The sequence below is a fragment of the Paracidovorax avenae ATCC 19860 genome, from assembly GCF_000176855.2.
Lineage (GTDB): Bacteria > Pseudomonadota > Gammaproteobacteria > Burkholderiales > Burkholderiaceae_C > Paracidovorax > Paracidovorax avenae.
The window spans coordinates 3,315,630-3,328,155 of the sequence record NC_015138.1; the positions used below are offsets into that span (position 1 = coordinate 3,315,630).

The following is a 12,526-nucleotide window of genomic DNA, read 5'->3' on the forward strand; positions in this document are numbered from 1 at the left end:
CCCGGCCGTCAGGCCGCCACGGACTTGGCGGCGTCCGCGTATTCCTCGATCTGGTCGAAGTTCATGTAGCGATAGACGCTCGCCTTGTCGGCATCGATCACGCCCATTTCCTTGAGGTATTCCTCCTTGGTGGGCAGCTTGCCGATGCGCGAGGCGATCGCGGCCAGCTCGGCCGAGCCCAGGAACACGTTGGTGTTCTTGCCCAGGCGGTTCGGGAAGTTGCGGGTGGAGGTGGAGATCACCGTCGCGCCCTCGCGCACCTGCGCCTGGTTGCCCATGCACAGCGAGCAGCCCGGCATTTCGGTGCGGGCACCGGCCGTGCCGAAGGCGGCGTAGTGGCCTTCCTTGATCAGCTCGTTCTGGTCCATCTTGGTCGGCGGCGCGACCCACAGCTTGACCGGAATGTCGCGCTGGCCGCCCAGCAGCTTGGCGGCTGCACGGAAGTGGCCGATGTTGGTCATGCACGAGCCGATGAAGGCTTCGTCGATCTTGGTGCCGGCCACTTCCGAGAGGAACTTGGCATCGTCCGGATCGTTCGGGCAGCAGACGATCGGCTCGGTGATGTCGGCCAGGTCGATCTCGATCACGGCGGCGTACTCGGCGTCCTTGTCGGCTTCCAGCAGCTCGGGGTTGGCCAGCCAGGCTTCGACCTTCTCGATGCGGCGCTTGAGGGTGCGCGCGTCGGCATAGCCGTCGGCGATCATGTTCTTCATCAGCACGACGTTGCTGGTGAGGTATTCCTTGATCGGCTCGGGGTTGAGCTTGATCGTGCAGCCGGCTGCCGAGCGCTCTGCGGATGCATCCGACAGCTCGAACGCCTGTTCCACCTTCAGGTCCGGCAGGCCCTCGATCTCGAGGATCTTGCCCGAGAAGATGTTCTTCTTGCCGGCCTTGGCCACGGTCAGCAGGCCCTGCTTGATCGCGTACAGCGGAATGGCATGCACCAGGTCGCGCAGCGTCACGCCGGGCTGCAGTTCGCCCTTGAAGCGCACCAGCACGGATTCGGGCATGTCCAGCGGCATCACGCCGGTGGCAGCGCCGAAGGCCACGAGGCCGGAACCGGCGGGGAACGAGATGCCGATCGGGAAGCGGGTGTGCGAATCACCGCCGGTGCCCACGGTGTCGGGCAGCAGCAGGCGGTTCAGCCAGCTGTGGATCACGCCGTCGCCGGGGCGCAGGGCCACGCCGCCGCGGTTGCTGATGAAGGCGGGCAGCTCGCGGTGGGTCTTCACGTCCACGGGCTTCGGGTAGGCGGCCGTGTGGCAGAAGGACTGCATCACCATGTCGGCGGAGAAGCCCAGGCAGGCCAGGTCCTTCAGCTCGTCGCGGGTCATGGGGCCGGTGGTGTCCTGGCTGCCCACGGTGGTCATCTTCGGCTCGCAGTAGGTGCCCGGGCGCACGCCCTGGCCTTCCGGCAGGCCGACGGCACGGCCGACCATCTTCTGGGCCAGCGTGAAGCCGGCCTTGGATTCGGCAGGTGCCTGCGGCAGGCGGAACGCGGTGGATGCGGGCAGGCCCAGGAACTCGCGCGCCTTGGCGGTCAGCGAACGGCCGATGATCAGGTTGATGCGGCCGCCGGCGCGCACTTCGTCCAGCAGCACGTCGCTCTTGAGCTGGAACTCGCCCACGGTCTCGCCGTTGCGCACCAGCTTGCCTTCATAGGGCAGCACGTCGATCACGTCGCCCATCTCCAGCCTGGAGACGTCCACTTCGATCGGCAGCGAGCCGGAGTCTTCCTGCGTGTTGAAGAAGATGGGAGCGATCTTGCCGCCCAGCGTGACGCCGCCGAAGCGCTTGTTCGGCACGAAGGGGATGTCGGCGCCCGTGGCCCAGATCACGCTGTTGGTGGCCGACTTGCGCGAAGAGCCCGTGCCCACCACGTCGCCCACGTAGGCCACGAGGTGGCCCTTCTTCTTCAGGTCCTCGATGAACTGCATCGGGCCGCGCTTGCCGTCTTCCTCGGGCTTGAAGGCCGCGTCGGGGCGGGTGTTCTTCAACATGGCGAGGTAGTGCAGCGGGATGTCTGGGCGGCTCCAGGCGTCGGGCGCCGGGGAGAGATCATCGGTATTGGTCTCGCCGGGCACCTTGAAGACGGTGACGGTGATCTTCTTCTCGACTTCGGGGCGGCTCGTGAACCACTCGGCGTCGGCCCAGGACTGCATCACTTCCTTCGCCTTGGCGTTGCCGGCCTTGGCCTTCTCGGCCACGTCGTTGAAGAAGTCGAACATCAGCAGCGTCTTCTTCAGCGCGTCGGCGGCCACGCCCGCCACTTCGGCGTCGTCCAGCAGCTCGATCAGGGGATGGACGTTGTAGCCGCCCACCATGGTGCCCAGCAGCTCCGTGGCCTTGGCCTTGGAGATCAGGCCCACCTTCAGGTCGCCGTGCGCCACGGCGGCCAGGAAGCTGGCCTTGACCTTGGCAGCATCGTCCACGCCCGGGGGCACGCGGTGCGTCAGCAGGTCCAGCAGGAAGGCGTCTTCGCCGGCGGGCGGGTTCTTGATCAGCTCGATCAGATCGGCGACCTGCTTCGCATCGAGCGGCAGGGGCGGGATGCCCAGGGCGGCGCGCTCGGCCACATGGTCACGGTAGGCTTTCAACATGGTGTTCTCCGGTGGGTTCGATCGTTGGATTTTTGGGGGCAAAGCCAGTCCTGCGGGCGCCGCGAGCGGCGCCCGTCCATCGCAGGCCAGGACGCCGCGGCGCTTACTTGGCGGGCGCTTCGGCGGCGGGCGCAGCCGCCGGCGCGGCAGCGGCGGCCGGTGCCGGCGCGGGCGCATCCAGCAGGCTCGGCTGCGGGTTCTTGCGGATGGTTTCGCTGACGGCGACCTGCTGCGGGCTCATGCATTCGTCGGCCAGGCGCTGGCCCAGCTTCTGGTTCATGAGCATGGACTTGTTGGAGATCTGGATCCAGACCGCACCGGCCTTCTGGTCTTCCAGGCGCACCGCACCGGTGCTCGTGGCCACGGGCGTCATGCGGTAGTGGAAGTTCTTGCCGGCGACCTCGAAGTACCCGGGCGACTTGGGATCGGCCTCGATGTTGACCGAGGCACCCAGTTCGCAGGGGATGTGGCCGGTGTGCACGCGCTGGGCGATCTCGAGCTCCGCGGGGCTGAGGGCTGCCTCGGCGGCGATGAGGCCCGAGGCCACCTGGTTGGTGGCGCTCTTGAGCTGGGCGCGGCTGCTCTGCGGATGCGCCTTGGCCACGTGCACGGGCTTCTTGGCATCCTTGGCGGGCGCGGCCTTCGCGCTCTGGGTGGACTTGGCGGCAGGCTTCTTGGCCTCCTTGGAATCCTTGGCGGGCGCGGCCTTCGCAGCGGCCTTGGGAGCGGGCTTGGCCGGAGCCGGGGCGGCATCCTGCGCCATCACCAGGACGGGGCTCAGCAGCATCAGGGCGGAAGCGACGAGTTGTTTCATGGAAGCTCCAGCAAAGGAGTGGGGGTCGTGGGAACGGGGTCGTGGAGGGCAGCCGGTGCGTCAGGCGACCGCTGCCGCGGTGGAATCGAACCAGCCGCGCGCCTCTGGAGGCAGCTCGCGGCCGGTCTGGTGTGCACGCTCCAGCACCTGCCAGAAATAGCGGTAGCTGGCGCGGTCGTGCAGAACGCCGTCCACGCTGATGGGAGCCCATGCGGCGTGCTCGGCGGCGGAAAGGATGGAGGCGGCCTGGACGATCTCGTCCTGGGCGGGCGCGAAGGCCTCCAGGATGGGACGGATCTGGGCCGGGTGGATGCTCCACATGCGGGTGTAGCCGAACTCGCGCGCGGCGCGGCCGGCCGCGGCGCGCAAGGCCGCGGTGTCGCTGAACTCGGTCACCACGCAGTGCGAAGGCACCTTGCCGTGCGCATGGCAGGCGGCCGCGATCTCGAGCTTGGCGCGCACCACGAGCGGGTGCTCGAACTGGCCCTGCACGCCCATGGCCCGCGCGGGGATCGCCCCGCCGTGCGCGGACACGAAGTCCATGAGGCCGAAGCTGATCGACTCCACGCGCGGATGGGCAGCGATCTCGAAGGCGCGGCGCACGGCCGCGGGCGATTCGATGAGCACGTGCAGCGGCAGCGCGGGAGCGCCCGCGGCGTTCACGGCACGCTCGGCGCGCAGCACGTCGTCCACGGATTCGACCTTCGGCACCATGAGATGGGACAGCCGGTGCCCGGCCTCCCCCGCGATGGTGGCGACATCGTGCGCGAAGGCGGGGTGATCGACCGTGTGCACCCGGGCCGCCACGCGGGCCCCGGGCTGCGCGTCGCGTGCCAGCGCGGCGACGAGCTCGGCGTGGGCGCGCTCCTGGCCTGCGGGAGCGCCGTCCTCGCAGTCGAGCGTGACGTCGAACACGCAGCGGCCGAACTCGGCCGCCATCTCGGCCTGCAATTGCAGGCTCTTGCGCATGCGCACCTCGACGCCGCTGTAGTGGTCGCAGACCGGCAGCCGCGCGGCCGCGGCCTGCGCGCCGAGCAGCACCTCGGCGGGATGGAGCCTGGAGGGAGCAGCCACCGCGGAGTTCATGCGGAGCGCCGCGCCACGATGAACATGCGCGGGAAGGCGAGCAGGCGCTGCCCGTCCGCCCGCACGGGATAGGCGGCGTCGATGCCGCGCTCGTACGCGGCCAGGAAGCCGGCCCGCTGCGATGCGGGCAGCGGATCGACGAAGGGCTTGAGGCCGGTGCCGCTCACCCATTCGACGATGGCGGCGGCCGAGGCCATGGGATGCTGATAGACCGTGTGCCACACGTCCACGCCCTGGGCGATGGGCGCCAGCAGGTCGTAATAGTCGGCGATGCCCAGGATGCGCGTGCGCACCGCGGCCGCGTCGCCGATGGCGTCGCTCCAGGGCGCCTGGGCGGCCACCTCGCGCATGGTGCGGTGCGAGGGCTCCTGCCGGTTGTCAGGCATCTGGATGGCCAGCACGCCGCCCGGAGCGAGCGACGCGAACAGCCGGGGAATGAGGGATTCGTGCCCGCCCACCCATTGCAGGGAGGCGTTGGCATAGAGCAGGTCGGGCGCTTCGCCCGGCTGCGGCGTCCAGGCGGAGATATCGGCCTGGACGAATTCCGCCGCGGGCAGGCGCTCGCGGGCGCTCTGCAGCATGGCGGCGGAGGTATCGATGCCGGTCACGCGCGCCCCGGGGAAGCGCGCGGCCAGCAGTTCGGTGGAGTTGCCCGGGCCGCAGCCCAGGTCCACCACATGCGAGGCAGTTGCCAGCGGCACCCGGGCGAGCAGTTCACGGGCCGGACGCGTGCGCTCGTCCTCGAAGCGGCGGTAGAGCGCGGGGTTCCAGTCGTTCATGGTCATCTCGGGTACGGCAGCCGCCAGGCAGGCCCGCCTTACAGCAGGTGCTTCACGCCGTCCTGTTCGCCTTGCAGCTCGGCCAGCGTCTTGTTGATGCGCTCCTGGCTGAACGCGTCGATCTCCAGGCCTTCGACGATCTTGTATTCGCCGTTCTCGGTGATGACCGGGAAACCGAACACGATGCCTTCGGGAATGCCGTACTCACCCTTGGAAGGCACGCCCATGGTCACCCACTTGCCATTGGAGCCCAAAGCCCAGTCGCGCATGTGGTCGATCGCGGCGTTGGCAGCCGAGGCAGCGGAGGACAGGCCGCGCGCCTCGATGATGGCGGCGCCGCGCTTGCCCACCGTGGGCAGGAACACGTCGGCATTCCAGACCTGGTCGTTGATCGCGTCCTTGACGCTCTTGCCGCCGATGGTGGCGAAACGGTAGTCGGCGTACATCGTGGGCGAGTGGTTGCCCCACACCGTCAGCTTCTCGATCTCGCCGACCTTGCCGCCCGTCTTGGCAGCGATCTGGCTGGCGGCACGGTTGTGGTCCAGGCGCAGCATGGCGGTGAAGTTCTTGGACGGCAGGTCGGGGGCCGACTTCATCGCGATGTAGGCGTTGGTGTTGGCGGGGTTGCCCACCACGAGCACCTTCACGTTGCGCGAGGCGACGGCGTTCAGGGCCTTGCCCTGGGCCGTGAAGATCTGGGCGTTGGCGGCCAGCAGGTCGGCACGCTCCATGCCGGGGCCGCGCGGGCGGGCACCCACCAGCAGGGCGTAGTCGGTGTCCTTGAAGGCGGTCATCGGGTCGCTGTGGGCTTCCATGCCGGCCAGCAGCGGGAACGCGCAATCCTCGAGCTCCATCATCACGCCCTTGAGCGCCTTCTGGGCCTTCTCGTCGGGGATCTCCAGCAGTTGCAGGATGACGGGCTGGTCCTTGCCGAGCATTTCGCCGGAGGCGATGCGGAACAGCAGTGCGTAACCAATTTGACCGGCTGCACCGGTGACGGCGACGCGGACGGGCTTCTTGCTCATGAGGGGAACTCCAGATGATGGGATGGAACGGGTGTCGGTGCAGGGGCACCAGCGCCAGTCGATCCAAGCAGCCAGGGTCCTGCAGAACAGCTCCCGAGTGTACCGCCGATTTCCGGCAAGGGTCAATTTGTCTTATGTCTTATATAAGATATGATGCGGACCGCCGCACACGGCGCCCGAGCCCCCCACGAACCGCATGTCCACCCCACCGGCAGCCACCCCCGACAGCCCCGCCCCGACGGCCGGCGGCGCGGGTGCGCCGACGCCGGCCTTCAGTCCGCTCTACCAGCAGATCAAGGGGCTCATCCTGCAGAGCCTGCAGCAGGGCGAATGGAAGCCGGGCGAGGCCATCCCCAGCGAGATGGAGCTGGCGGCCCGCTTCCGCGTGAGCCAGGGCACGGTGCGCAAGGCGATCGACGAGCTCGCGGCCGAAAACCTCGTGATGCGCCGCCAGGGCAAGGGCACCTTCGTCGCCACCCATGCCGAGCGCCACGTGCAATACCGTTTCCTGAAGCTGCAGCCCGACGTGGGCGACCCGGACGACGAAGGCCCGGCCCAGCGCCGCATCGTGGAGTGCCGGCGCACGCGCGCCAGTGCCGACGTGGCGCGCGCCCTGGCGCTGCGCAGCGGCGACGCCGTGGTCATGGCCCGGCGCATCCTCTCGTTCGCGGGCGTGCCCACCATCCTGGAGGACATCTGGCTCCCCGGCCAGACCTTCAAGGGCCTCACGGCCGAACGGCTGGCCGGCTACCCAGGCCCCACCTACGCGATGTTCGAGCTCGATTTCGGCGTGCGCATGGTGCGCGCCGACGAAAAGATCCGCGCGGTGCTGCCGGACACGGCGCAGGCCGGGCTGCTGGGCGTTCCCGCCGGCACGCCGCTGCTGAGCGTGGAGCGCACCGCCTACACCTACAACGATGTTCCGATGGAGTTACGCCGAGGGCTCTACCGGACCGACACGCACCACTACCACAATGCGCTGCAGTGAACCGGCAGTCTTGCCCGTGCGTACAGCCGCGGGATGGAAATCGTAGTACCCACAAACTCCGCCTTGTTGCATTGCAATAGAATTTTGGGCGTTTCGCCTGCGCGAAATTACAAAGCAGTTACATCCACGAAAGCACCGCCATGACCGAGATCGCCAAAAAGCGGCCTGAATTCCGCAACATCAACGCCCTCACGGACCTGCCCACGTACCGCCTGCCGGCCGCGGGATGGGTGTCGATCCTGCACCGCATCAGCGGTGTGATCATGCTGCTGCTGCTGCCGTTCGTGCTGTGGATGTTCGACACCTCGGTGTCCTCGGAGATCTCGTTCGGCAAGTTCACCTCGGCATTCACCGCGGGCCTGGGCTTCGTGCCCGGCTGGTTCATCAAGCTCGTGGTGCTGGCGCTGATCTGGGCCTACCTGCACCACTTCACCGCCGGCCTGCGCCACCTGTGGATGGACGTGAGCCACGACGCCGTGAACAAGCATTTCGGCAGCATGTCGGCGAAGGTCACGCTGGCGATCAGCCTCGGCCTGACGGTGATCCTCGGCGCCAAGCTCTTCGGCCTGTACTGAGCCCCCGGCCAGCGCACCGCCCTCCCTCTTTCCACGATTCCCAAGGATTTCCCCATGTCCGTGAACTATGGTTCCAAGCGCACCGTCGTCGGTGCCCACTACGGCACGCGCGACTGGCTCAGCCAGCGCGTCACCGCGGCCCTGATGGCCGTCTTCACCCTCGTCGTGCTGGCGCAGCTGGTGCTCACCAAGGGCCCCATCGGCTACGACCGCTGGGCCGGCATCTTCGGCGCCCAGTGGATGAAGGTCCTCACCTTCTCCGTCATCGTCGGCCTGGCATGGCATGCCTGGGTGGGCATGCGCGACGTGTGGATGGACTACGTCAAGCCCGTCGGCCTGCGCCTGGCGCTGCAAGCGGTCACGATCTTCTGGCTCGTCGGCTGTGCCGGCTGGGGCATCCAGATCCTCTGGCGCCTCTGATCCGATTCCCCCGCGACTGAAAGAGCACACAACAATGAGCTACACCAAAGCGAACATCACCACGCGCAAGTTCGACGTCGTCATCGTCGGCGCGGGCGGCTCCGGCATGCGTGCCGCGCTGGAACTCTCCCGCGCGGGCCTGAACGTGGCCTCGCTCTCCAAGGTCTTCCCCACCCGCTCGCACACCGTGGCGGCGCAGGGCGGCGTGTCGGCCTCGCTCGGCAACATGAGCGAGGACAACTGGCACTACCACTTCTACGACACCATCAAGGGCTCCGACTGGCTGGGCGACCAGGACGCCATCGAGTTCATGTGCCGCGAGGCCCCCAAGGTGGTGTATGAGCTGGAACACTTCGGCATGCCCTTCGACCGCAACCCGGACGGCACCATCTACCAGCGCCCCTTCGGCGGCCACACGGCCAACTACGGCGAGAAGCCCGTGCAGCGCGCCTGCGCCGCGGCCGACCGCACCGGCCACGCCATGCTGCACACGCTCTACCAGCAGAACGTGAAGGCCAAGACGAACTTCTTCGTCGAGTGGATGGCCCTGGACCTGATCCGCGACGCCTCCGGCGACGTGGTCGGCGTGACCGCCCTCGAACTGGAAACCGGCGAGCTCTACCAGCTGCAGGCCAAGGCCGTGCTGCTGGCCACCGGCGGCGCGGGCCGCATCTTCGCGGCATCGACCAACGCGTTCATCAACACCGGCGACGGCCTGGGCATGGCGGCCCGTGCCGGCATCCCGCTGCAGGACATGGAGTTCTGGCAGTTCCACCCCACCGGCGTGGCCGGCGCGGGCGTGCTGCTGACCGAGGGCTGCCGCGGCGAAGGCGCCATCCTGCTCAACAGCAACGGCGAACGCTTCATGGAGCGCTACGCGCCCACGCTGAAGGACCTGGCGCCGCGCGACTTCGTCTCCCGCTCCATGGACCAGGAGATCAAGGAAGGCCGCGGCTGCGGTCCCAACAAGGACTACGTGCTGCTCAAGCTCGACCACCTGGGCGCGGAGACCATCCACAAGCGCCTGCCCTCGGTGTACGAGATCGGCGTCAACTTCGCCAACGTGGACATCACGAAGGAACCGATCCCGGTCGTGCCCACCATCCACTACCAGATGGGCGGCATCCCGACCAACATCAACGGCCAGGTCGTGATCCAGAACGGCGAGGTCCACAACCAGGTGGTGAACGGCCTGTACGCCGTGGGCGAATGCTCCTGCGTGTCGGTGCACGGCGCCAACCGCCTGGGCACGAACTCGCTGCTCGACCTGCTGGTGTTCGGCAAGTCCGCCGGCCGCCACATCGTCGAGATGGTCAAGAACAGCGGCGAGCACAAGCCCCTGCCGGCCGACGGCGCCGACCGCACGCTGGCGCGCCTGAACCAGCTGCAGGAATCCAGCCAGGGCATCTACGCCCAGGACATCGCCAACGACATCCGCGCATCGATGCAGCAGCACGCCGGCGTGTTCCGCACGCAGGAAAGCATGGACGAAGGCGTGGTGAAGGTGAACGCCATCCGCGAGCGCGTGGGCGCGATCACGCTGAAGGACAAGTCCAAGGTGTGGAACACGGCCCGCATGGAAGCGCTGGAAGTGGACAACCTCATCGAGGTCGCCCAGGCGACGATGGTCTCGGCCGCCGCCCGCAAGGAATGCCGCGGCGCGCACACGGTGTACGACTACGAGCACCCCGCCGACCACCCCGACTTCCCGCTGGGCCGCAACGACAAGGAGTGGATGAAGCACACGCTGTGGCACAGCGGCAGCAACAGCCTCACCTACAAGCCCGTGAACCTCAAGCCCCTGACCGTGGACAGCGTGCCGCCCAAGGTCCGCACGTTCTGATACGCCCCCGAGAACCCACGAGACACCACCATGAAGCGCACCTTTCAAATCTACCGCTACGATCCGGACAAGGACGCCAAGCCCTACATGCAGACCGTCGAGATCGAGCTCGACGGCCATGAGCGCATGCTGCTCGACGCCCTGGTCAAGCTGAAGGCGCAGGACCCGTCCATCTCGTTCCGCCGCTCCTGCCGCGAAGGCGTCTGCGGCTCCGACGCGATGAACATCAACGGCAAGAACGGCCTGGCGTGCCTCACCAACATGAACACGCTCAAGGGCACCATCGTGCTCAAGCCGCTGCCGGGCCTGCCCGTGATCCGCGACCTGATCGTGGACATGACGCAGTTCTTCAAGCAGTACCACTCGATCAAGCCCTACCTCATCACGGAAGGCATCACGCCCGAGAAGGAGCGCCTGCAGTCCCCCGAGGAGCGCGACGAGCTCAACGGCCTGTACGAGTGCATCCTGTGCGCGAGCTGCTCCACGAGCTGCCCGAGCTTCTGGTGGAACCCCGACAAGTTCGTGGGCCCTGCCGGCCTGCTGCAGGCCTACCGCTTCATCGCCGACAGCCGCGACGAAGCCACGGGCGCCCGCCTGGACAACCTGGAAGACCCCTACCGCCTCTTCCGCTGCCACACCATCATGAACTGCGTGGACGTGTGCCCCAAGGGCCTCAACCCCACGAAGGCCATCGGCAAGATCAAGGAACTGATGGTGCGCCGCGCCGTCTGACTTGAACATGCCAGAAGACCTGCTCGACGACCGCGAAGTCGCCAAGCTCCGGTGGCGCAGCCGCCGGGGCCTGGTAGAGAACGACCTCTTCATCGAGCAGTTCTTCGCGACCCATGGCTCCCGCCTGACGCATCGCCAGGCGCAGGGCATCGCCACCCTGATGGACCTCTCCGACAACGACCTGCTGGACCTGCTGCTGCGGCGCAAGGAACCCTCCGGCGAGCTCGACACCGGGGACGTCAGGGAGGTGCTCGAACTGCTGCGCCGCCGCGCGCCGGCAACTCCACCGCTTGCGGGCTAACTACGAAGGAAACTCAATGAAACTGGCAGACAACAAAGCAACGCTCTCGTTCAGCAATGGCAGCCCGAGCGTGGAATTGCCCGTGTACCACGGCAGCGTGGGTCCGGACGTGGTGGACATCCGCAAGCTCTACGCCCAGACGGGCATGTTCACGTACGACCCGGGCTTCCTGTCCACGGCCGCATGCCAGTCGTCGATCACCTACATCGACGGCGACAAGGGTGAACTGCTCTACCGCGGCTACCCGATCGAGCAACTGGCCACCAATTGCGACTACCTCGAGACCTGCTACCTGCTGCTCAAGGGCGAGCTGCCGAACGCCACGCAGAAGCAGGAGTTCAGCGACAGCGTGACCAAGCACACGATGGTCAACGAGCAGATGCAGTTCTTCCTGCGCGGCTTCCGCCGCGACGCACACCCGATGGCCGTGCTCACGGGCCTGGTGGGCGCCCTCTCGGCCTTCTACCACGACAGCACGGACATCAACAATCCGCAGCACCGCGAGATCTCGGCCATCCGCCTGATCGCCAAGATGCCGACCCTGGTCGCCATGGCCTACAAGTACGGCGTGGGCCAGCCCTACATGTACCCGCAGAACGACCTGAGCTATGCCGGCAACTTCCTGCGCATGATGTTCGGCACGCCCTGCGAGGAATACAAGGTCAACCCCGTGCTCGAGCGCGCGCTGGACCGCATCTTCATCCTGCACGCCGACCACGAGCAGAACGCCTCCACCTCCACGGTGCGCCTGTGCGGCTCGTCGGGCACCAACCCGTTCGCCGCCATCGCGGCCGGCGTGGCCTGCCTCTGGGGCCCCGCCCACGGCGGCGCCAACGAAGCGGCCCTGAACATGCTGCACGACATCCAGGCCCAGGGCGGCGTGGAGAAGATCGGCGAGTTCATCAAGCAGGTCAAGGACAAGAACTCCGGCGTCAAGCTCATGGGCTTCGGCCACCGCGTGTACAAGAACTACGACCCGCGCGCCAAGCTCATGCAGGAAACCTGCAACGAGGTGCTGGCCGAGCTGGGCCTGGAAAAGGACCCGCTGTTCGCCCTGGCCAAGGAACTCGAGAAGATCGCCCTGGAAGACGACTACTTCGTGCAGCGCAAGCTCTACCCGAACGTGGACTTCTACTCCGGCATCGTGCAGCGCGCCATCGGCATCCCGGTGAACCTGTTCACCGGCATCTTCGCCCTGGCCCGCACCGTGGGCTGGATCGCCCAGCTCAACGAGATGATCGGCGACCCCGAGTACAAGATCGGCCGTCCGCGCCAGCTGTTCGTGGGCGCCGAGCCGCGCACGGTGAAGCCGATCGCGCAGCGCTGATATGTCGACGCGCGGCCGATAGATGGCCGCGCCGGT

Annotated in this window: 12 protein-coding genes; 7 read left to right on the plus strand and 5 right to left on the minus strand. The window is 67.4% G+C overall.

Going from position 1 to position 12,526, the window contains the following annotated elements:
• Positions 1-8 precede the first annotated feature (8 nt).
• The 5 genes from acnB to ACAV_RS14560 all read right to left on the minus strand — a co-directional run bounded on the left by acnB (position 9) and on the right by ACAV_RS14560 (position 6,304).
• Positions 9-2,600: a bifunctional aconitate hydratase 2/2-methylisocitrate dehydratase gene (acnB, locus tag ACAV_RS14540; protein WP_013595328.1), complete on the minus strand. Its 2,592-nt coding sequence runs from the start codon at positions 2,598-2,600 to the stop codon at positions 9-11.
• Positions 2,601-2,703: 103 nt separating this feature from the next.
• Entirely contained in the window at positions 2,704-3,414 is a 711-nt protein-coding gene (locus ACAV_RS14545) for a hypothetical protein (protein WP_013595329.1), read from the minus strand.
• A gap of 60 nt (positions 3,415-3,474) precedes the next feature.
• Entirely contained in the window at positions 3,475-4,500 is a 1,026-nt protein-coding gene (locus ACAV_RS14550) for an HpcH/HpaI aldolase/citrate lyase family protein (RefSeq protein WP_013595330.1), read from the minus strand.
• On the minus strand, positions 4,497-5,279 hold the full coding sequence (gene tam / locus ACAV_RS14555; protein ID WP_013595331.1) for a trans-aconitate 2-methyltransferase: 783 nt from the start codon (positions 5,277-5,279) through the stop codon (positions 4,497-4,499). The genes ACAV_RS14550 and tam overlap by 4 nt, the downstream gene beginning before the upstream one ends.
• Before the next feature lie 38 nt (positions 5,280-5,317).
• Entirely contained in the window at positions 5,318-6,304 is a 987-nt protein-coding gene (locus ACAV_RS14560) for a malate dehydrogenase (protein ID WP_013595332.1), read from the minus strand.
• Positions 6,305-6,500: 196 nt separating this feature from the next.
• Here ACAV_RS14560 and ACAV_RS14565 point away from each other — a divergent pair, with 196 nt between their 5' ends.
• The 7 genes from ACAV_RS14565 to ACAV_RS14595 all read left to right on the plus strand — a co-directional run bounded on the left by ACAV_RS14565 (position 6,501) and on the right by ACAV_RS14595 (position 12,490).
• On the plus strand, positions 6,501-7,292 hold the full coding sequence (locus ACAV_RS14565) for a GntR family transcriptional regulator (RefSeq protein WP_013595333.1): 792 nt from the start codon (positions 6,501-6,503) through the stop codon (positions 7,290-7,292).
• Between the two features lie 140 nt (positions 7,293-7,432).
• A complete protein-coding gene (sdhC, locus tag ACAV_RS14570) occupies positions 7,433-7,867 on the plus strand; it encodes a succinate dehydrogenase, cytochrome b556 subunit (RefSeq protein ID WP_013595334.1) in 435 nt (144 codons plus the stop codon).
• A gap of 54 nt (positions 7,868-7,921) precedes the next feature.
• On the plus strand, positions 7,922-8,287 hold the full coding sequence (gene sdhD, locus ACAV_RS14575) for a succinate dehydrogenase, hydrophobic membrane anchor protein (protein ID WP_013595335.1): 366 nt from the start codon (positions 7,922-7,924) through the stop codon (positions 8,285-8,287).
• A 34-nt stretch (positions 8,288-8,321) separates the two neighbouring features.
• Entirely contained in the window at positions 8,322-10,130 is a 1,809-nt protein-coding gene (sdhA, locus tag ACAV_RS14580; protein ID WP_013595336.1) for a succinate dehydrogenase flavoprotein subunit, read from the plus strand.
• Between the two features lie 30 nt (positions 10,131-10,160).
• Positions 10,161-10,862: a succinate dehydrogenase iron-sulfur subunit gene (locus tag ACAV_RS14585; protein WP_013595337.1), complete on the plus strand. Its 702-nt coding sequence runs from the start codon at positions 10,161-10,163 to the stop codon at positions 10,860-10,862.
• Between the two features lie 7 nt (positions 10,863-10,869).
• Positions 10,870-11,163, plus strand: coding sequence for an FAD assembly factor SdhE (locus ACAV_RS14590; RefSeq protein WP_013595338.1), 294 nt, complete (start codon positions 10,870-10,872; stop codon positions 11,161-11,163).
• Between the two features lie 16 nt (positions 11,164-11,179).
• Positions 11,180-12,490, plus strand: a complete 1,311-nt coding sequence (locus tag ACAV_RS14595; RefSeq protein WP_013595339.1) for a citrate synthase — start codon at positions 11,180-11,182, stop codon at positions 12,488-12,490.
• Positions 12,491-12,526 lie beyond the last annotated feature (36 nt).